Here is a 21,271-nt window from a genome sequence, read left to right on the forward strand (position 1 = left end):
TATGCCTGTTATTCTTCCGGAAACAGGCTTTTGTCCAATCCGGGTATGAGCTGTAGCGCATTTTTGTAATATACTTTTTTCAGCACCTCGTCCGGAAGATTTAGGCCGTACATGGCCCAAAAGGCATGGTATTTCTTGTAGTACGGGAAATATTCGTCATCACTTTCCAAAACCCTGAAATAGGTTGGAAATTCTTTAGGTCTCCAGCTATCCTTTCCAAAGAGGATCCTATCTTGGTATTTTATAAAAAAAGCACGGGCGGTTTTTGGCTGTCTTCCCAGTTCGGCGATAACCGCGGCAATGCCCACGGACATGTTCGGCATAGCATCCAACAATTCTCCCAGTTTAGTCAAATCATTGGCATACCAGCCCATATGTGCATTTATGAATTTGGTGTTCTTATGCTTTTTGAACAGCCTATGTTGTTCATCGATAAGCTGCTGCCAAGGAGCGGGATCGGTGTCGGATCGTTTTCTTCGGGGATGGGTCTTAAGTTCCAGCCAACGCTCATTTGCATTGTCCATGGGTTCCCAAAATGACCTGGGATCCGCAGCATGGATCAACACCGGAATCCCCAAGGCCGCACATTTGGCCCATACCGGATCTAGTCGTGGGTCGTCGATAGCTAGGCGGTTTCCGGAGATATCTTTATATCGTAATCCGAGACTTTTGAATACTTTTAACCCTTTTGCACCATTTTTCACATCTTGCTCAAGTTGATCGGCGGCCTTTGTGCCCCAATCCGCTTCCCCTACCCCATCAAAATTGACATTGGCAAAAACCACGAACCGGTTGGGATGGGTCTTGGCGATGTTCGCGGTCTTTTTTTGAAGTGCTTTTCCCGACCCACCACTCAAGTTTACCATAATGCCTTCATTTAAGGCATCCATATCCGATAGCATACGTTCCAATGCCTCGGGAGACATGTCGCGTTGGTGACTGTGTACATCGACAAAGGGAAATTTGGCACGAGGAATTTCGGCCCCTGGTACGACCAAGGTAGATTTTGGATCATACTCCTCAAAAGACATTTCTTGAGCCATTAAAAAAGGAACAAAGCAAAAGTAAAAACAGTAAAACAAGCATTTCTTCATGTTGGACAGCTACGGTTGTAAGCAAGATAGGAATAAAAACAAGGCTTATTCCGATAAACCGAAGTCCGCATACAGCTTTTGGTAGGTTTCCAGGGTATCGATATCCAACGCTTTTCCTTTGGGGTCCATTACGTATAGGTCGTCCGCGTTGTTCCGAATGATGTCCCTTGCACCAAAGTCGCTTTGCAGTTGGCGTAGCGCTGCAAAATATTTTTTTCCAAAAAATGCCGGTACTCCGGCCCCATGAAGATACTTGGTGGCGATAATGCTCTCTTGGCGGGATTCAAAAGTATATCGAAGTTGTTTCAAAAAATGAAAATCCAATAAAGGTTGGTCCGCCAACATGATCAAAATACCTTGTAGCGTTGGCTCTTTGCGTAGCAGATGGGCAATACCAAAAGCAATGGAACTTCCCATCCCTTTTTCCCATTCCGGATTCACGACGAACATATCGGGCAGCTTTCCCAAATGTGCTTGAATGGTACTTGCGTGGGCCCCGAGAACTACGACCCTATTTTGAACATCCGTCTTTTCCGCCTGGAAAACCGCGTGGGACAATAACGTTCCGTTTCCCCAAGGCAATAGCTGTTTGGGGCGTCCCATTCTTTTGGATGCACCTGCCGCAAGCAATAACAGTCCGTATTGGGGTGGAAAAGGTTCCATTGCCGTAAAAGTAATGTTTCCCTAGAAAACCTATAGTATATAACGGGCAACGAAGATTCAGATAATCAATGTGAAATATCATTAACTTTTGAAAGCGACAACAGCTTTTAGACCAAATGCATAAAAGTGCCACTATACCGTCAACCAGGAATGCACTAGCTGGGTTGCTGGTAGAAACAGCGCAATAAAATATCCTGTGAAAAAGCCTTAAAAGTGTTATCTTTCTACAACCATTGAAAGTTGTAACGACCCAAACATTTCGAGTGCTGTGAGACCTGTTATCTATATGGATTACAATGCGACAACTCCTTGCAGAAAGGAAGTTGTGGAGGCGATGTTGCCTTATTTTGAACATGATTTTGGGAACCCTTCCAGCGACCATGCCCATGGTTGGATGGCAAAAGATGCCATTGAAGAGGCCACTACCACTATTGCCAATACACTGCACATACAGGATAACGACATCATTTATACCTCCGGTGCAACGGAAGGAATAAACATGGTGTTGAAAGGACTTGCATTTGAAACAAATGGAAAAAAAAGGCACATGATCGTGACCTCGAACGCGCATAAAGCCGTTTTGGACTGTTGTGGTTATTTGGAGGAAAAGGGTTTTGATATTACCTACCTGCCCGTAGATTCGCAAGGCTTGGTGTCGTTGACCGAATTAGAGGCCGCTTTGCGAAGTGACACCCTTTTGGTTTCCATACTTTATGCGAACAATGAGACGGGAATGCTGCAGCCCTTGTCGAAAATTGGGGAGCTCGTGCATGCGAATAACAGTCTGCTCTTTTCCGATGCGACCCAAGCATTGGGTAAAGTGTCCTTAACGTCCGTATTCGAGCATTCCGATTTTGCCTGTTTTTCCGCACATAAGGTCTACGGCCCAAAAGGGATCGGTTGGGTATACCGCAAGCCGAACGAAAACGGGAAGGCCCTGCCGGGCTTTATCCATGGCGGTGGACAGCAAAATGGACAACGGGGCGGCACTTTAAATACCCCTTTGATTATCGGTATGGCCAAGGCCATTTTTTTGGCCCAAGAAAACCTGGAGAGGGAAACCAAGCGAATTTCGGCATTGCGGGACTTTTTAGAGGAAGGGCTGTTGCAAATCGACCAGGCCATATCCAACAGCACCGGTACACATCGACTACCCAATACCCTAAATGTTTCTTTTCCGTTTGTGGACGGGTCAAAATTGTTGACCGCCTTAGGACTAAAGGTCGCGGTATCCAACGGTTCGGCATGCAAAGCAACGTCCGTTGCACCTTCTCACGTACTTTCCAGTATGGGAATACCTTCAGGTTTGGCCATGGCATCGATTCGATGTAGTTTAGGATTGAGCACCACTTCCGAAGAGGTAAAGCAAACGCTTGACATCATAACAACAGCAGTCGAACGCCAAAGAGCGGATAATATACTTTGGGAACAACGGTATTCCAAAACGGAACAAACGTAATGGGAACGGGGTACACCAATAATAAACCAAATAGTATATTTCTTGCATGGAGCTATTGAAAAATGAACGGTACCATACAAATACGTCGTGCACAACCCATTGATGCGGAAGCGTTAGCGGCGTTGACCCTAGCATCCAAAAATCACTGGAATTATGGTACACCCCAAATCGCCATTTGGCGGGATGAGCTGTCGATTTCTTCGGATTATATCAGGCAGAACGCTGTTTATAAACTACAGCTAGACGTAGACCTGGTCGGCTTCTATGCTTATGAGCATCTGAAAACGGGAGCGGTAAAACTAAACTTTCTTTTTGTAGCGCCTCGGTACATAGGGCACGGATACGGAGGGTTGCTCTTGAATGATTTCTTAAAACGGGTTAAGGGAACGGTGGCCACCAAAATACTTTTGGATGCAGACCCGCATGCCCAAGCATTTTACGCAAAATATGGCTTTAAGGTCATAGGCCAGCTACCAAGCAGTATCCCAGGACGTACCCTCCCTATCATGCAATTGGAACCTGAGGAATAATCGATATTAGGGTCTGCAGCCGTACCCGATAAAGAGTATCAATAGTTTCGTGTATGAATTGGCCCCTCCTTTTCGCGCAGCATTCCTCCCTTTTTTCCATTAAAGACACTAAGTATTTCCCCAAAGAGGCTTAGCGCGATTTCTTCCGGCGTGTTGGCACCGATTTCCAATCCGCAAGGAGCAAATATTCGCTTTTCTTGTCGCTCATCAATAAGGATACCGCTTTGCTTTAAGTCGTGGAGTATACGGTCAAAACGTTTTCGAGGTCCTAAACAACCGATATATGCTGCATTACCGTTCCAATAGCGTTTTAAATTGTCATAATCGGTCCGATAATCATGTGCCATGAGCACAATGGCGGTATGAGCGTCAATTTCCGGCCGTAAAGCGGCTTCTTTGTCAAAGAGGCCGTGTACCCCATCTAGTCTACTTTTATCTAGTTTTTGAAGGTTTCCGACCAAACTGATTTCCCAATCCAGAACCTGTGCGACCTTAAGGATGGGATACAGGTCATAATTATCGCCAAATACCGCTAAATGATATCGGGGCGGAATGTATTCAAGGAAAATACCGGCCGAGGCCCCATCTTTCTCAAAGGTATGCATGCCGGATTTTTTTGTGGAGCGTACCGCGATCGCACATTGTTCCAGAAACGCCTTTAGTTCGGTATTGGAACAGTCCTCAAATTCCATCTTAAGGGTATCCCCATAGTAGCACGATCCCAAGCTAATACCGGGAATAGTACCGCTAAGGGCGACTACAGTGGCCAATAAGTGAACGCTCCTCCCCTGTGTACAGCGTTCCAAAAGTTCAAGTGTCCTGGTATTTTCGGTTATCGGACGTATAAGGACATCGATAATACCGTTACATCCTAACCCTACTCCGATTTCATTGTCCTTTGAAGTGTCGTATCGCACCAATGAGGGCTTTTGTCTTAAAATGGCCATTTGGGAACGTTTTAAGGCATCGCCTTCCAAACACCCGCCGCTAATGCCCCCTTCAAAAACACCGGATTCAAAAACCAGCATACGGGCCCCCTCACGTCTATAGGACGACTCCTCAACGTGGACGACCTGGGCAATTGCACAATGTTCGTTCAGCATTTTACGCGACCGGTACAGTTGCAGTATGGCGTTTATTTCCTTCATTATAAAAACGGTTGCATTTCTTTGGTCAAGAACGGGACGAATATATCGAAAAATAGCTATCTTCAAATTTATTTTGTTAGGAAAGCTTATGAAGGATGCCTATAATAGAACCATCGACTATGTTCGGATCGCAGTAACCGATCGCTGTAACCTCAGATGCTTTTATTGTATGCCTGAAAATGGTATTCCTTACGAACCGCGTCCCCATTTGCTGAGCTACGAGGAAATTACCCGCTTACTGAACGTTTTGTCCACGCTCGGTTTTTCAAAAGTACGGTTTACCGGAGGGGAGCCCTTTTTGCGAAAGGACTTCATGCAGTTATTGGAAAACACCGCGAATGCTACCGATTTTCAATCCATACATATCACCTCCAACGGAACACTTCTTGAAAAGCACATTCCTAAACTTAAGGATCTTGGAATCACAAAAATTAATTTGAGTATCGATACCCTAGATCCCGAACGCTTCAAAACCATTACCAGGCGAGACGATTTCGAAAAAGTGATGCGTTGCTTTCATTTACTGCTGGAAAATAATTTTCAGGTGAAGTTGAATGCCGTCATCATGGCCGGAATCAATACCCAGGATATCGTTCCTTTGGCCAAGTTGGCGGAACGCTACCCGGTATCGGTTCGCTTTATCGAAGAAATGCCTTTTAACGGCGGGTATAAACAGAATGTTAAAATGTTTTCCGCGCAAGCGATCCGAACAACTTTGGAGAACCACTTTGGAACCTTGACACCGCTTCCTGGATTACATGGGGATACGTCCACAGAATTTTCGTTGCCCGGCCATTTGGGTCAAATAGGAATAATAGCCGCTTTTTCAAGAACATTTTGCAACACCTGTAATCGGTTGCGGATTGGGCCGAAAGGAGAAATTAAAAGTTGTCTCTACGATGATGGCGTTTTCAACATTCGTGATTTTATGCGTTCCGGTGTGTCGGATGTGGAATTGACCGAAAAATTCGAGGAAATAATTCGGTTAAAACCAAAAGACGGATTTGAAGCGGAGCGTATGCGAAAAGCACCGAATACGGCTATGAAGAGTATGAGTAGTATCGGAGGATAACATGGAACGACATTTCATTACATATGAGGAGGCATTGGAAATCATTTCCAAAAATACCGATCGGTTTGAAACTGTTCAAACGCCCTTGGCGGAATGTGTCGGGCATTGGTTGGCGGAAGATTTGGTCGCAGACCGGGATTTCCCTCCATTCGACCGGGTTACCATGGATGGTATCGCAATTGCCTATACCAGTTATGATGAGGGGAAACGATCATTCGAAATAGAAGCTGTAGCCGCTGCCGGGGAGCCCCAAAAAACCCTGCTTCACCCCCAAAAGTGTGTTGAAGTAATGACCGGGGCCATTTTACCGAAAGGGGTAGATACGGTAATTCGCTACGAGGATATTCATATTAAAGAAGGCATTGCCACATTTGTCGGTGAGAAGGTGCGCGCAAAACAGAACGTACATATTCAAGGGGGCGATATTCCCAAGGGAAGCACCATAACCCCTAAAGAGAAGCAGCTTTCGGGTGCCGAAGTGATGCTTGCCGCCACCATCGGAAAAACGGAACTGAAGGTATACCGACTCCCAAAAGTGGCCGTTTGTGCTACTGGGGACGAACTTGTTCCGGTTTCCGCAACACCGGAACCACACCAAATACGGTCATCAAATGTACACGGCCTTCAGGCAATGTTTAGGCAATGGGGCATATCGGCAGATGTGTTTCACCTAAAGGACGATAAAGATGCAATGCAAAAAACCGTTTCCGAACTATTGGAACGCTACGAAACCCTAGTGTTTAGTGGTGGGGTGTCCAAAGGAAAGTTCGATTATCTGCCCGAAGTATTCCGATCCATAGGCATTAAAGAGTGTTTTCATAAGGTAAAACAACGTCCTGGAAAACCATTTTGGTTTGGAAAACACGGGGATGGCACCCTTGTTTTCGCACTACCGGGAAACCCCGTCTCCACTTTCGTATGTACCAATATTTACATCCGATTTTGGCTATACCGCGCCCTGGGCATAACCCCTGATACGTTGTATGTGAAATTGGTGGAAGATGTTATTTTTCCACCGGAGCTCACCTATTTTCCGGAGGCGAAAATCCGTAGTTTAAAAGATGGCACCCTTACGGCAACAGTAATCAAAGGAAATGGTTCGGGCGATTTCACCAATTTAACGCGAACCGATGGTTTTCTGATCCTACCTCGGGATAAAGAACTTTTTGCCGCCGGAGAGCGTTACCCTTTTGTTTCCTACCGCAACCTTGGATACTAATACCATTTCTTGTCTTAAATTACCCATTAAAAATTGTTCTTTTCCGTGTATGCTTCAAAATAAAATCTAACCATAGCTACTGCTATGCTTGGATTTTCTTTTTCGCCTACCCAAAAAATCCCTAGTGTTTATTTGCGTAATTTAACACAAGAAATGGTATGATACCCTTTTGCTTACGATTTCCTGTTAAAAAGTTAAGTGTTTGTTAAACGGAAACTTTTTTAGCCACCCCAAATACTTTATATGCGTTTGTCCCGTTCTGCAAGATGAACGTAAAACCAAGTGAGAATGAAATCTTTTATCAAGGGATGTACTTTTTTATTACTGCTATTTTTAGCCGTTTCCTGCGGAAATGCGGAGGATGACGTTAATTTTCCATTGAACACCGGCGACGGCCTCGGCGAAGGGATACCGGTTGACGATTGTCTCAATTTTCCCGAGAACGATCTGGTGTTGTCCATACAAGATCAATTTGTGACCCTCCCCGGTAAGGTCTCCATTTTTTTTAAGGTATCCGACACCGAGGGCGATCCCGTTCCGGGTTTGACCGCAGAGCAGTTTACCATTTATGAGCAGGGGCGAAACGACGATTGTTTCAATACCATTTCCACTTCGGAGTCACAGGCCCGCATATCACCGAACTCCCAAATATTCAGCACCAATACCTTACTGGTACTCGATTTGAGCAATAGTGTACTGAGCAGCAGTTTGGAAGAACTGAAATCGGCCACCACAAGTTTTGTGAACAATGTGATGCCCGAAAACGCAAATGAATCCTTTAAAATGGCCATTTACTGGTTCGACGGAGAGGATGAATTGCACTTACTGAACGAACTTACTTCGGATCGCGAAGCATTGACCGGGGCCATAGCCGGAATTACGACGGACATTAGCAACGATCCTTCCACAGATCTTTATGGGGCCGTGATCAAAGCAACGGACACTGCATCCGAATTGTTGGCCAGTAGCACCCAAGGCGGGAAAATAGGTGCAGCCTCCGTAGTCATCTTTACCGATGGTACCGACCAGGCATCTCGATTTACACAATCTGCCGCACAGCAGAAAGTGGATAACGCCAACCCAAATATTTCCTTTTTTAGTATCGGTCTCGGCAGTGAGATCGACACCCAGGTATTGTCCGATTTGGGAAAGACCTTTAGTGTTTTTGCGGGAAACAAGGAGGAATTGGAGGAAACCTTCAATGATATCTCCTTTAGGGTGTCACAACAGGCAAATAGCTTTTATCTTTTCGAATATTGCAGCCCAAAACGGGACGGCAGCGGTGAAAACAACCTTGCCATACAGGTGAGCACCGGTAGCCGACAAGGGGCGGTCCAGACAAAATTCAGCGCAAACGGATTTACCGGAGGTTGCGAGTAAGTTTTCTGTCAAAAATTTAGATCAAAGGATGCTCAAAAGGCATCCTTTTTTTTGCGATACCCATAAAAAACTAGTTTATCTAGGGTTTATTCACATGTTTTGGAAGAAAAAAACATCCTAATCCACATTCCTTACGTATAACAAGAAAACCCTAACATATTTAACGTTTATAAAATGAGAAAAGCAATTTTTACAGGTTCATTGTCCATCGTACTTTTGGCCTCATGTGTTTCAAAGAAGAAATATGTAGCCTTGGAAACCGATTTGGCGGAAACAAAGAGTGTATTGACCAAGACGCAAGTTGAAAAAGAAGACTTGGAAGCAAAAGTATCGAAAATAGAAGCAAGAGTTAGCGAGTACAACGATAAGATCAACTCCTTAAAAGAAGTGAACGATAGTCAGTATACTTCAGTTGACGACGTTGCCGTGATGAGCAATAATACAAAAGCGAAAATGCGCGCTACACTTGCCAAGGTTAATCCATCTAAATTGGCGGAAGCGAAAACCTTGCAAGATTCCATGAACCTTGCGGTTTCCTACCATTTGAAAAAATCCATCGCCGATGAGGAAGACGATATCAACGTGGATATCGACAAAACCGTGGTAATGATCAACATCTCGGATAAATTGTTATTCAATAGCGGCAGCTATAAAATCAGCAATAAGGCCAATACCATTTTGGAAAAACTTGCCGAGGTCATCAATTCGGAGCCAAGCATGGAAGTTATGGTAGAAGGACACACCGATTCCAGGACCATCAGTACCGAAATGTTCCAGGACAACTGGGACCTTAGTGTAAAAAGGGCGACATCCATTGTTCGTATACTACAGAACAAATACGATGTAGATCCCGCGAAACTGATTGCCGCTGGTAGAAGTAGCTATGTTCCTTTAGTAGATAACGACACCAAAGAGAACCGGGCCACAAACCGTCGTACCAAAATCGTAATCATCCCGAATTTGGATAAATTCTTCGCCCTATTGGAGGCCGAGAGCTTGTAAAAGCATTAAAATTTAGTTAAAAAGGAGGCTTTATGGCCTCCTTTTTTTGTTTGTGGTAGGGTATTTGCATTTTAGGTTGTTATATCTCTGAGAACCCTATATGATCTTGAATTGACGACCTACATCCAAAAGACTATGATGACGTTTCACCGCGCCCTAAACGGGAGCTTAAAATGCAGAAATCATGGATGTACTAAATGTATTTGTTCAAAACAGCGCTTTAAATGGCATGCCGAAGTGGTATAAGGCCACTACCCTATTGTTGTTCGCCTTTATCCTGGCAATAATAGCCGTTTCATTTTTTATTTTGATTACCCAGGGGTCCGATATGAATATCCGTTACGGATATTGATTTTTGATCTGAAACTAGCATACCAAACCAAAGTAAATGGCACCGGTCTTTATGGCTCGGTGCCTTTTTATTTTTAAGGATGCATGCAACGGATGACCGGGCAATGCCAATTTTGAGGGCTATTAAAGCCTATAATCGCAATTGGTATAAGTTCGCATCGCATCAGATTTCCTTGTCTTAACGGTAGATCATCGCATTTCCAAAATTTCCCTGCCCCGTCTCTAGATCGATAAGAAAACCATTGATTATTGCATAGGCCACATCACCATCTTTTTCTAGAAAAAAAGTAGGGTTGTTGCCCACGGCAATATCGAATGTGGGCAATTGGTATTGGTTTGAGATCATATGGATGGGAAACGGGGAAGAAAGTTGTTTTAGCGGAATGTTTTTAATACGTACATAGGCATATCCTTCCTTTAACAACTCCATTACCGTCCGTTCGGATAGTTTTGATGGATCGGCATACATTTTAGGAGCAATTTTTCCGGGGGTTATGGTATATCCCTCGGCATTCAGGCTTTCATAGCCGTAGTAGGTGGAAAGATCCCCTTGGTCCCATACGCGGCTACTGTACCAAAACGAATCATAATCTTCTTTATTTACCTCCAAACGGTTGATACCGATATCCATTCGGTACGTATTCCCTAATAGTTTATAGTCCGCGTTGCTAAGCTTAAAATCGAACAGTTTTCGATCGTTCTGCGGTATCTTTTCATAGGCTTCCAAGCCAATATCGGCATAGGAACCTTGGGCAATGGTGAAAATGGCCGATAAAATGGAAACGTAGTTCAATTTTCGTATCTGTTGTTTCTCGATATCATTGGCATACCCTCCCGATTCGATCAAAATAGTACTGGTGCCCCATTTTTGGATATTGTCCCCAAAAGCACGGGGTTCAAAATCGTCGTTATAGCGCCCAACTTGGCCCGGAGCATATTTTTGAATAATATCGTTCATAAAAACGATGACCTTCATCGCGTTTCCACGAACCGTGTTTACGTCCTTTTCATAGTTATAGGCCGGAGCCAAGTACGATATCGTGGCCGGTTTGGGCGTACGTTCCGCATTGTAGTAAATGCTTTGGTCGTGAAGATTAAAACCAAAATCGGCCTCAAGACTATCCCTGACCTTTTTAAGGGTACGTCCTTCGGGCGATTGCAAACGTAAGGCATCTCTGTTGATATCGATTCCCAGGCGGTTTCTGCGTTGGAATAGTTCTGCTCCATCGGGATTCAACATCGGTAAAAAATGGAGTTTTAGATTTTTCAAGATGGCCTCCTTCTCCGCTTGGAACGCATCGTTGCCCAAAAAGTTGAGAATATCGAAAATAGCCTGTGTCGCGGTAGGTTCGTCCCCATGCATTTGGGACCATAAAAAAACGTCGGTATCCCCTTTTCCAATACTAATGAGCTCCAGACTTCTTCCTTCTATGGAATGCCCTACCGTTTTTACGGTAAAACGGGGGTCTTTGCGATACCGGTTCAATAAGGGGGCCAATTGCCGATGTTTTATGCGGCGCTTGTCCAAACTAGGTTCTTTAACCGTTTCGTACGTTTGATAAATAGCGTCGGTAAATGGTTGTTCCTGTGCGCGGCATAACAAATGTGTGCATGCCACGACTACTAATACATATAATTTCATTGGTGAGCGGTTTTAATGGGTATCGGTTTTAGATTAAGATGTTCGACCCTTTTGCGGACCTGTTGCATAAATGATTTTCCGGGATCCGTTTTTTTTGTTCGATAGGCATCATCTTTTTCCAACCATAACGGGTGCCCTTCAAAGCTCGTGTATTCATAGTGGCCGATAACATATTCGATAGCATACTTTTTTGCCAGGTAGTCTACCAGCCAAACATTTGCTTTCAACTGCGCCTTGGTCAATGGTTGTGCCTCAGCTCCGCCCACGTTCTCCACCCCAATGGCACAGTGGTTTAAACCGATTACATGGCGGGCCATCGTGGTTTCGGGCAATAAACGATAAATGGTTCCGTCGCGATCGACCATAAATTGGGAAGAAACGTTTAGGGCACTTGCGCTTTTAATGTCGGGTCGCGCCGGTAAGGTGGCCGGATAAAACGTTTCGAACGATTTTTGAAAAGTAGGGATTACCGTCCAATGCAGTACGATCATTTTCGGTACAATAACCGGTTCCTGTTGCTCAATTCCGTATCGGTCACTTAAATATTTTAAAGAAAGTGTTTTACGTTCCTCGTCAAAAAGTAAGGGCTTGTCGATTATGGCCCGAGAAACGGAACAGGACTGCATGCCATACAACAACAGTACTAAAAACATTCCACAAATCCTTTTTTGGGCAAAAACCTTATACCATGGTCGTAGTCGTACTATCATTTTTCTTTGTTGATCGATCACGTATTCAAATAGCGTTGCTTTGGTGCTTTATACCATTTCTGATTAAATTACCCATTAAAAATTTTTCTCTTCCGTGTATGCTTCAAAATAAAATCTAACCATGGCTACGGTTATGCTTGGATTTTCTTTTTCGCCTACCTAAAAAACCCTTGTTTTTATTTCCGTAATGTAACATCAGAAATGGTATTAAGGTTGCCTTTCCACTGTTTTTGCCAAACTGTCCGTTTTGGACACATAATATATCCGTAACTTCCGTACCCCCCAATCTTTTGCTTTTTTAATGTCTTTTCCCATATAAATATCGATTCTTTTGCGCCATTTGGAATGCATTTTGTCTTTTACCCAATACAAACTGTCCAGTCCTTCTATTTTAATGGCGGTGTTGTAATCGATACCAAGTTGTAGCAAATCTTTGGAAACGGCTATACAGCGCATCCCCGGTTTTAACGTATCGCCCCAAGCCGCGATGCTTGGCCTTGAGTCCGTTTGGGACGGCACAGAATTGTATGCCGATACCCTAACGTCGATGTACTTCCAAGCTTTGACCTTCCGTTCTGCACATCCGTACAGGAGATATAACGATATGCTCACTATTACGACAATCCGTTTCACTTTCCTATGTTTGAACTTCTCCGTGAGCGATCGCATTACGTTTTCAACACCATGTTTTGCTCTTGTTGAAGATAAAGATACCCCCTGGGTTGCACAAGGTACTCCTGTTCTTTTTGTAAATTTGTATTCTATGAAGAAAGAAAAAAAACCGGACGCTATTGTTTTTGACGAGGAAACACAAAGTTATAATGGCAGCCTTTTACCTTACGCTACCGGAGTGGGGGCACCAAAGATTACGCCACCTGATGTTACCACTTGGAAAAATACCAATATTATATCTGCCAACAATGAATTTAAGGCAAAGTTCGAGGATATTCAGATGCAATATGAGCAAATGATGGAGCAGTTCGAATACAATAACCTTGTCTACAGCGCCAAATATAGTTTTGAACCCATAACTGGAAAGACATACCACCTATACCGGGCAAAGGATGCTTCTACTTTTTTGTCCATTCTTTCCCCCCAGGAGTGTAATTTTGATTTTCTGGGCAGTTTTCGTTTGGGACCGGACAAAATGTGGGAGAAACTACCGATCGGGTAAGGGCACATAACTTGTATCGTCTGCCATCATCGGAAATGTTTTTGATGCCCATTCCGCTTTTGCCTTTTCGATCATGGCGTTGTCCGTAGCAACAAAGTTCCAATAGATATGTCTTTTCTCTGGAAGTGGAGTTCCCCCGAACAATAGAATACACGTATGGGGTGCAATGGAAATGCGGCAGACATCCGTTACTTTGGAAACTAGAATAGCCCCTTTCTCGATAGTTGTGTCGCATGCCGTTATTCCACCGCTAACGATACAAATTCCGATTTCCCCCTTTAATTGTCCGCTAACGTCCAAGTCGTATGAAGTATCGCCGGTTTCTATTTTAACCATGAACAAAGGTGAAAATGTGGGCACCGGTGCGGTACGGCCAAAACCTTCGCCGGCAACTAGCGTAAACCGTGCCGTAGCATCTTCCCAATACGGCAGCTCCTCCTTGGTAATATGATGAAATTCCGGTTCCATGGCCTCCATTGCTTTTGGCAATGCGATCCATATCTGATACCCATGCACTGTTCCTGTTTTTCCGTTGCGCAACTCTTTTGGGGTGCGTTCGGTATGGGAAACCCCTTTGCCAGCGACCATAAGGTTGACGGAACCGGGAGCGATCCTTTGCAGCGTACCTAAACTATCGGCATGCATCACCTCGCCCTCCAATAGATAGGTCAGTGTTGCCAATCCGATATGCGGATGCTGGTCTACATCCAAATAACGTTCCGGCCCAATCACGGAGGGGCCCATATGGTCGATAAAAATAAAGGGGCCAATCATTCTTTTTTTTCGGAACGGAATCAGCCTCCCTACCAAAAAATCACCAATATCCCTGCTGCGTTCCGCTATGATCAAACCGGTATTCGACATGTTTATAATTTTATTGTTGTACCATTTTTTGAGGCGGAGGCCATTATGGCCTCTACTACCTTAATATCTTTCAATCCTTCCTCACCAGGGACGACCAGTGTTTGCGGTGCCGCGTTCAATATAGCAAGGGCATCTTCGTCCATCTGTTTCGCTTGTTGGTTCCCTATGAACGGTTTTAGCGTCTTTCCATCGCTGGTGGTCGCTTGTACACCGCTGTAGGCCTGAAATGGTGAAACGGTATACCCTCCTTTTTCACAAGCGACATTCAAGGTGTTCAGATAATCGGCAAAGGTGGTTTTACAAGTGGCTATGATACCGTTCGGAAACTGCAACTCAAAATTGGTGGTCTCGTCCGCGTCAAAAAGATGGGAACGGGTATTTTCTTGGGTCGCCGTTACCGATATGGGTTCCAAACCGGTACAATAACGTACGACATTTAAGGGATAAACCCCCATATCATACATCGCTCCACCCCCGAGGGCTTTGTTGATCTTCCAATGTTTCGGATTTTTCGCCCCATTTTTAAAACCTGCCTCGGCATAGATTTTGGTCATGGCACCATATGGTCTACTTTTTCCCCAACCGATAATCTGTTGGGTAACCGGTTCGTGCTGCATCCGATAGCCCACGGTAAGCTGTACCTTGTTTTTTTGACTTATCGCGATCATTTGTTCGCACTCCGCTACGGTGGTGGCCATCGGTTTTTCGCACCAAACGTGTTTACCGGCATTGGCGGCGATAATGGCATATGGAAGGTGCAGGGCATTGGGCAGAACAATGTAGACAACATCAATTTCCGGATTGTTCGCAATGTTATGCATGTTTTCGTAGGAGTAAACATTTTTATCTTCTATGCCATACTTTTTCTGCCACAGGGGTATTTTTTCGGGACTCCCCGTTACGATACCTTTCAGTTCGCAGTGTTCGGTTTCTTGTAAAGCCGGAGCCAACAGGTCCGTACTGTAGTAACCTAAGCCGACCAGGGCCACCCCCAATTTTTTCTTTTTTACCGGGATTGAAAACAAGGAAAACGGAAGCTGTGCCGCCCCAACAAAAAGACTTGAATTTTTGATAAATGTTCTTCTATTTCCCATAAGACGTCCGATGGTATGATTATCGCCATACAAATTATGGAAATACTGTCAAGTTTTTACAATTTGAAGTACATTTAAAGCAGATTCGAAAGCCATAATACCATTTCAGAGTTAAAATGGTATCGGACTACAAACAGCTGGTTACGATTATAGCATACTATTTCAAAGTCAAAATGGTATAACCCTTATTGCTTATGAAGAAATTATTGAAACGAATTGTTGTGGTATTGCTCTTGATTTTTGCGGTTGTCGCCTTTATCAACTACCCAAAATTAAATCTCATTGCGGGTTATGCCTCCAAGAACATGGCATCGAACCATTTTATAGCGGGACGTTCCCAAGAAAAAATTATCGCTACGGACAATGATATGCCATTGATCCGATTGGCCGATACCAAAGTGGAACGCGCCAGTGCGGTCGCCAGTGTTTTTGGGATGATGGAGCGGACCACGGTGTGCAGGGAAGGAATCGGATGCGCGTTGGTAAACGACTCCTATATTACCGGCACGAAGTTACCGCGGCCCAATAGGACTTTTTCGCCACTGGAAACGCCTTTTCCCTATGGCAATGGAGCACCCATAGATTCCGTTTTTAACAATGTGGATTATGCAGCATTGGAAAAAGCGATCAATGGAGCTTTCGTAGACAATGATATACAAAAGACCCGAACTGTTCTCGTGGCCTATAAAAATCATATTATAGGAGAGCGTTACTTGGAGGGTTTTTCGGAAAAAACCCCAATTTTGGGGTGGTCCATGACCAAAAGTATTCTGGCTACGCTTTATGGCGTACTGGCCCACCAGCAAAAAATCGATATCGATTCCCCTGCCCCGGTTCCGGAATGGCAAAACGACCCGCGAAAAAAGATTACTATCGATCATCTGCTCCGCATGCAGAGCGGTTTGGCGTGGAGCGAGGATTATGCCAGTATTTCCGATGTTACCGAAATGCTTTTCTTGGATTCGGACATGACCAAAAAACAGTTGTTCAAAGAAGCGGTAGCGGCGCCGGAAGCCATATGGAACTATTCCTCGGGTACCACTAATTTACTTTCCGGAATTTTGAGAAAACAATTCGCTACTCATCAAGACTATCTGGACTTCCCCTATAGGGAACTTATCGACAAAATAGGCATGCATTCGATGCTCGTAGAAACCGATTTGGAAGGTAATTTTGTTGGGTCGTCCTATGCTTGGGCGACTACGAGGGACTGGGCCAAGTTCGGAATTCTTTATCTGAACAGGGGCAATTGGAACGGCGAACAACTGTTCGCTCCCGAATGGGTAGATTATATCAGTAAAGCAACAGCAGGTTCCGAAGGAAAATATGGTGCCCATTTTTGGTTGAACAAAGGCGGGCGGTATCCTAATGCCCCCAGGGACCTCTATTCGGCCAACGGATTTCAGGGCCAGCGTGTTTTTATCATTCCATCAAAGGATTTGGTTATCGTGCGTATGGGACTGTCACAGGCTCCCGATTTTAGGGTGAACGCGCTGTTGGAAGGAGTCCTAGAGGCCATAAACTGAGGCTTATCGCATGGCATAGGCACTATGTATGGGGTTATGTGCTAGATTCTGTATTTATCGCCCCAAACCATGGCATTAATAGCCGCACCTTCCAGCCTTTTGCTATTCCTTCAAGTGATAGTCGAGTAATTCCTTAAAGATAATCCCCCATCAACCGATACTATTTTAAGTTTGAAATGGTATTACCACCGAACGCACATCGGTATATCGTTGAATTCCCTTTGTAGCCCAAATCAAATATAGTAACCGAATGCTGCTGGCCCAAAATGGGTTCCATAACAAAAAGGTAGGCTTTCACCACATATTTCCCTATGCTCACAACAATAGTTATGACAGCGCTCGGTTCCGTCGTATGTTTACAGTGTAATAATAAACAAGGCGTTAAATTTTTTCATTTTCATATAGTGTTCTCGTAAAGGAGCCCCATCGGTAACGATAGGGCTCTTTTTAGTTTCTGACCGCTCCACTCTAGAAGATGAACGGAACCGCTTTCGCTTAAGGAATCCATTTATCGTCCCCAAAATCGGGTTTCCGTTTTTCAAGAAATGCGTTTCTACCTTCTTTTGCTTCTTCGGTACCATACGCCAAACGGGTAGCTTCACCTGCAAATACTTGTTGGCCCACCATACCATCATCGGTAAGGTTCATGGCAAACTTTAGCATTTTTATGGAAGTTGGCGATTTTTCCAGTACTTCCTGTGCCCATTGATAAGCGGTATCCTCCAAATCGTCGTGTGGTACCACGGCATTTACCATTCCCATTTCATAAGCTTCCTGTGCCGAATAGTTCCTGCCCAAAAAGAAAATTTCCCGTGCCTTTTTCTGTCCCACCATTTTCGCCAAATAAGCGGAACCGTAGCCACCGTCGAAACTGGTGACATCGGCATCGGTCTGTTTAAAAATGGCATGTTCTTTACTGGCCAAGGTCATATCGCAGACCACATGCAGACTGTGCCCACCACCAACGGCCCAACCCGATACTACGGCAATAACCACTTTTGGCATAAACCGTATTTGGCGTTGTACCTCAAGAATGTTCAAACGATGCATCCCATCTTCCCCGACATACCCTTGTTCGCCCCTGGCTTTCTGGTCACCGCCACTACAAAAGGAATAAATACCGTCCTTCGTGGAAGGGCCCTCCGCCGATAACAGCACAACACCGATGGAGGTATCTTCTTGGGCGTCATAAAATGCCCGGTACAGCTCACTGGTCGTTTTGGGCCGGAACGCATTTCTCACATTCGGCCGATTAAAGGCAATACGGGCAACACCATTGCTCTTTTGATAGGTGATGTCCTCAAAATCGATCGCTTTTTTCCAATCTGGTTTTTGCATATATCTCGTTTTAGTCTTTTTTATGTAAAGGCCCATCGGCCAATGAAGGAACGTTATTTTTTTCCTCGATCCATTTGGAGAGGTATTTTGTGCTGGCCATGGTATGGTGCATTAGCATACCGCCGATAATATTATTGGTACGATGTAATCGTAGTTGTTGTATTAAGGTGCCAATTTTAGATCGAAACCGTTCCGCATGTACTTCGCTATCGTAATTGGTGTTCATCAGACTTTTTCCATTGTTTTGGGCGGTACGCCATGCTTTGGGTAGTTGATACAACCGTACGGCCTGTTGAACAAATGCTTCCCAATCGTCACAAACGGCACCGTTCCATAAAAGGCCGTCCCCCATTCCCTCTGCACCTATGGTGGTAGTAACGCTCGGTAACCCATTGCGCATGCTATCGAATAGCTTTCCCTTTATTCCGGCACCAAAACGTAAAGGGACCAATTGTAGTCGGTATTTGTGCATAACAAGGGAGACGTTTTCCGCATTTCCCATGACCATAAAACTATCGGAAGGGCGATGCATTTCCGTAAGCTGTTGGGGTAAGTAGCTGCCATAGATATGCAGTTCCGCATTGGGCAATATTTCTCGGATGGCGGGCCATAGGTGCCGCTTTAACTGGATTACGGCATCAACATTTGGTGCATGCCTGCCGGTGCCGATGAACATAAAATGCTTTCGCGTTTCGAAAACGGGCCAGGCGGCAACTTTCTCCAATGTTAACTTTTCGACCATAAAAGGCAACCACAGCAATAACGATTTGGACACCCCTGCCCTATTTTGTAAAAGCTCCATTTCAAAAGAAGAAATGATCAGGGAAACATCGCATCGGTAAATGCTGGCCAGCTCTCTTTTTGTGATATCGTTGTTCAACCAATCGGAAGTTTCAAAAATCCCCCCTTTTTCGAGTACCGTTCTTCGCGATTTTCTTAGGGAGTGCAAATCTTCCGTATCCAAAATACGCAATGCCTGGGGCAACTGTTGGGCTATCCGCCAGCCGAATTGTTCTTCGGTCAGATAACGGTCGAACAATACCACATCGGGTCGGATGGTTTTAAGAAAATCGTCAAAGGAAGCATCGTTCAACAGTATCGATACCGTTTGCACCCCTAATCCGTTCCAATCCACTGGATGCTCCGGGAACTTTGCGGTCGACGCCAAGGTGATTTCATAGTGTTCAGCAATAAAAAAACGGATCAACTGCAGCATACGCGAACCCGCGGCACTGGCATTGGGTTCCGGCCAACTAAAACCGATGATCAAAAGACGTTTTGTCGGCATACAGTTCGTTTTTAATGAGGTGGCGCTATAACGGCTAACTTTTGAACGGCTGCCGTAGTATTTTTTATGTCCTACATCTTATCGGCAAACTTTTTGGAGATACTGGAGCGGAGTCTACGGCCATAATCCTCTTCCAACCATTCCTTATAATTTTTGGTATTGTTCATGATACAATAAGAATACTGTCGCACACGATAGGCAATTTCTTCTTTCAGCTGCTTGGCCAAAATTCGGGCATCAAAAACATCCTCGGAATTTTCTACACAAATTTTTGCGTGTTGTTCAATGCTACGTTCCAAAACTACTTTGGACCGTAAGCCCTGTGCAAAAACTTTTTTATACTCTTCCTTGATGTCAAATTCGATTTCCGTCGATTTGGAGAACTGTGCCCTGAGTTCCGGGGGCATTTCATAAACGAATTCCCGTTCGATATCCTCGTCGTTCTTGATGTTTTCAAGATAAAAATCGGGAAAATGAAAAATTTCCTGCCAGTCTACCGGAGCGTTCCACATTCCGAAACGTGCAATGTTGTTCCCGAGGTCGATAACCGTAAACTCCTCCTTTTTGGGCAATACCCGGGATCCCCTACCGATCATTTGGAAATATAAGGTCAGCGAACGGGTGGCCCTGTTCAAGATAATGGTCTCTACCGAAGGCTCATCAAAGCCGGTGGTCAAAATACTGACCGATGTAAGTATGGCATCCGGCGTTTCCGAGAACCAACTCAGTATCTCCTTCCGTTCAGCAGCGGTATTCTTATTGTCGAGATGCCGAACATTATACCCTCCTTTTTTAAAGGTCTCGTATACGTAGCGCGAGGTGTTGATGCCGTTATTGAATATCAGGGTCTTGGTGCCTTTTGCTATTTCGTTATAAGCGGTGACCAGCTTCCCCAACATGCTTTGGTTGCTGTACAGCTCGTCGGATGATTTTACCGTGTAATCCCCGTTTATCCCGAGTTTAAGGCTTTGTAGGCTTACATCGTAATTGTACATGTTTGCCTTTGCCAAAAACTTTTTCTCGATAAGCGAACTTATCGATTCCCCGATGATCAACTTTTGATAGTTGTCCTTCATCGGCAGTTTTATATTGGAACTCAAGGGTGTAGCGGTAACCCCTAAAATAGCCGCATTTTCAAAATACTTGAACAATTTTCGAAAAGAATTGTAATGGGCCTCATCGATAATGACCAGACCAATGTTGTTGATGGCCACTTTTTCTTCCTGCAAACGGTTGTTGAGCGTCTCCACCATGGCCACAAAGCACATGAACTCATCCTGATCGTGCAATTCTTTTACGCCGCTATTAATGATCTTGTTCTTGACCCCAAATCCGTTCAACATTTTTGAGGTCTGTACGCTCAGTTCTATCCGGTGGGTCAGTACCACCACTTTTTTCTTTTTGCGTTCGATGAACCGTTTCGCTATTTCGGAAAAAACCACGGTTTTACCGCCACCAGTAGGGAGTTGGTACAGCAAATTACCGGATTCGGCAGAATCGAGGTATTCGAAAATCGTATTCAAATCCTCTATCTGATAATTGTAGAGCGTTTTTTCGTTGGTCTTTTGTAATTCCAAGTAAGTAGGTGGTTTAGCGTTATCGGATCGGGGCTATTCCATTGGTCCGAATTTTGCAAAACTAACGGAAATTTCTCCTTCATAAAAATATAAAGCGGGAAATACTGCATCAAATGCAACAAAACCCTACGGTTCAGAAG

Annotated in this window: 20 protein-coding genes; 9 read left to right on the forward strand and 11 right to left on the reverse strand. The window is 44.5% G+C overall.

The features are described from left to right. Positions 1 to 8 precede the first annotated feature (8 nt). Positions 9 to 1,043 carry an amidohydrolase family protein gene (locus tag ACRD7P_RS07030; RefSeq protein ID WP_430906834.1) on the reverse strand — a complete coding sequence of 345 codons (1,035 nt, stop codon included), beginning with the start codon at positions 1,041 to 1,043 and terminating at the stop codon, positions 9 to 11. Between the two features lie 96 nt (positions 1,044 to 1,139). Next, complete coding sequence (locus ACRD7P_RS07035; RefSeq protein WP_430906835.1) at positions 1,140 to 1,757, reverse strand: nucleotidyltransferase family protein; 618 nt, start codon at positions 1,755 to 1,757, stop codon at positions 1,140 to 1,142. 268 nt (positions 1,758 to 2,025) lie between these two features. Here ACRD7P_RS07035 and ACRD7P_RS07040 point away from each other — a divergent pair, with 268 nt between their 5' ends. Next, entirely contained in the window at positions 2,026 to 3,216 is a 1,191-nt protein-coding gene (locus tag ACRD7P_RS07040) for a cysteine desulfurase family protein (protein WP_430906836.1), read from the forward strand. Positions 3,217 to 3,278: 62 nt separating this feature from the next. Beyond that, complete coding sequence (locus tag ACRD7P_RS07045; protein ID WP_430906837.1) at positions 3,279 to 3,746, forward strand: GNAT family N-acetyltransferase; 468 nt, start codon at positions 3,279 to 3,281, stop codon at positions 3,744 to 3,746. Positions 3,747 to 3,784: 38 nt separating this feature from the next. On the opposite strand, the gene ACRD7P_RS07050 is transcribed toward ACRD7P_RS07045, so the two are convergent. Beyond that, positions 3,785 to 4,894, reverse strand: a complete 1,110-nt coding sequence (locus ACRD7P_RS07050) for an XdhC family protein (RefSeq protein ID WP_430906838.1) — start codon at positions 4,892 to 4,894, stop codon at positions 3,785 to 3,787. A gap of 88 nt (positions 4,895 to 4,982) precedes the next feature. Here ACRD7P_RS07050 and moaA point away from each other — a divergent pair, with 88 nt between their 5' ends. The 5 genes from moaA to ACRD7P_RS07075 all read left to right on the forward strand — a co-directional run bounded on the left by moaA (position 4,983) and on the right by ACRD7P_RS07075 (position 9,919). After that, entirely contained in the window at positions 4,983 to 5,966 is a 984-nt protein-coding gene (moaA, locus tag ACRD7P_RS07055; protein ID WP_430906839.1) for a GTP 3',8-cyclase MoaA, read from the forward strand. A 1-nt stretch (position 5,967) separates the two neighbouring features. Then, complete coding sequence (locus ACRD7P_RS07060) at positions 5,968 to 7,185, forward strand: molybdopterin molybdotransferase MoeA (protein WP_430906840.1); 1,218 nt, start codon at positions 5,968 to 5,970, stop codon at positions 7,183 to 7,185. Between the two features lie 288 nt (positions 7,186 to 7,473). Beyond that, positions 7,474 to 8,565, forward strand: coding sequence for a vWA domain-containing protein (locus ACRD7P_RS07065; RefSeq protein ID WP_430906841.1), 1,092 nt, complete (start codon positions 7,474 to 7,476; stop codon positions 8,563 to 8,565). A gap of 174 nt (positions 8,566 to 8,739) precedes the next feature. Further along, positions 8,740 to 9,567 (forward strand): OmpA/MotB family protein, encoded by an 828-nt coding sequence (locus tag ACRD7P_RS07070; protein WP_430906842.1) that lies wholly within the window; start codon positions 8,740 to 8,742, stop codon positions 9,565 to 9,567. A 184-nt stretch (positions 9,568 to 9,751) separates the two neighbouring features. After that, complete coding sequence (locus ACRD7P_RS07075; protein ID WP_430906843.1) at positions 9,752 to 9,919, forward strand: hypothetical protein; 168 nt, start codon at positions 9,752 to 9,754, stop codon at positions 9,917 to 9,919. A gap of 177 nt (positions 9,920 to 10,096) precedes the next feature. Here ACRD7P_RS07075 and ACRD7P_RS07080 read toward each other — a convergent pair whose 3' ends face one another. From ACRD7P_RS07080 to ACRD7P_RS07090, 3 genes are all read right to left on the reverse strand, one after another. Then, positions 10,097 to 11,560: a M14 family metallopeptidase gene (locus ACRD7P_RS07080; protein WP_430906844.1), complete on the reverse strand. Its 1,464-nt coding sequence runs from the start codon at positions 11,558 to 11,560 to the stop codon at positions 10,097 to 10,099. After that, positions 11,557 to 12,213, reverse strand: coding sequence for a peptidoglycan recognition protein family protein (locus ACRD7P_RS07085; protein WP_430906845.1), 657 nt, complete (start codon positions 12,211 to 12,213; stop codon positions 11,557 to 11,559). Before ACRD7P_RS07085 ends, ACRD7P_RS07080 begins: the two co-directional genes overlap by 4 nt. Before the next feature lie 264 nt (positions 12,214 to 12,477). Beyond that, a complete protein-coding gene (locus tag ACRD7P_RS07090) occupies positions 12,478 to 12,903 on the reverse strand; it encodes a 3D domain-containing protein (RefSeq protein WP_430906846.1) in 426 nt (141 codons plus the stop codon). A gap of 130 nt (positions 12,904 to 13,033) precedes the next feature. Here ACRD7P_RS07090 and ACRD7P_RS07095 point away from each other — a divergent pair, with 130 nt between their 5' ends. After that, the gene (locus tag ACRD7P_RS07095; protein ID WP_430906847.1) at positions 13,034 to 13,444 is read left to right on the forward strand and encodes a DUF2452 domain-containing protein; all 411 of its coding nucleotides are present in this window, start codon (positions 13,034 to 13,036) and stop codon (positions 13,442 to 13,444) included. Here the strand turns inward: ACRD7P_RS07095 and ACRD7P_RS07100 are convergent. After that, positions 13,430 to 14,308: a pirin family protein gene (locus tag ACRD7P_RS07100; protein ID WP_430906848.1), complete on the reverse strand. Its 879-nt coding sequence runs from the start codon at positions 14,306 to 14,308 to the stop codon at positions 13,430 to 13,432. The genes ACRD7P_RS07095 and ACRD7P_RS07100 overlap by 15 nt on opposite strands. A gap of 2 nt (positions 14,309 to 14,310) precedes the next feature. After that, positions 14,311 to 15,402, reverse strand: coding sequence for a Gfo/Idh/MocA family protein (locus ACRD7P_RS07105; RefSeq protein ID WP_430906849.1), 1,092 nt, complete (start codon positions 15,400 to 15,402; stop codon positions 14,311 to 14,313). Between the two features lie 194 nt (positions 15,403 to 15,596). On the opposite strand from ACRD7P_RS07105, the gene ACRD7P_RS07110 reads away from it, so the two are divergent. Next, entirely contained in the window at positions 15,597 to 16,928 is a 1,332-nt protein-coding gene (locus tag ACRD7P_RS07110; RefSeq protein ID WP_430906850.1) for a serine hydrolase domain-containing protein, read from the forward strand. 495 nt (positions 16,929 to 17,423) lie between these two features. Here ACRD7P_RS07110 and ACRD7P_RS07115 read toward each other — a convergent pair whose 3' ends face one another. From ACRD7P_RS07115 to ACRD7P_RS07125, 3 genes are all read right to left on the reverse strand, one after another. Next, positions 17,424 to 18,266, reverse strand: a complete 843-nt coding sequence (locus ACRD7P_RS07115) for a 1,4-dihydroxy-2-naphthoyl-CoA synthase (protein WP_430906851.1) — start codon at positions 18,264 to 18,266, stop codon at positions 17,424 to 17,426. 10 nt (positions 18,267 to 18,276) lie between these two features. After that, a complete protein-coding gene (locus ACRD7P_RS07120; RefSeq protein ID WP_430906852.1) occupies positions 18,277 to 19,554 on the reverse strand; it encodes a glycosyltransferase in 1,278 nt (425 codons plus the stop codon). Between the two features lie 71 nt (positions 19,555 to 19,625). After that, positions 19,626 to 21,131 carry a DEAD/DEAH box helicase gene (locus tag ACRD7P_RS07125; RefSeq protein WP_430906853.1) on the reverse strand — a complete coding sequence of 502 codons (1,506 nt, stop codon included), beginning with the start codon at positions 21,129 to 21,131 and terminating at the stop codon, positions 19,626 to 19,628. Positions 21,132 to 21,271: the final 140 nt, after the last annotated feature.

Origin of the sequence: Maribacter sp. 2-571 (assembly GCF_050589625.1) — a bacterium.
Classification (GTDB): domain Bacteria; phylum Bacteroidota; class Bacteroidia; order Flavobacteriales; family Flavobacteriaceae; genus Pelagihabitans.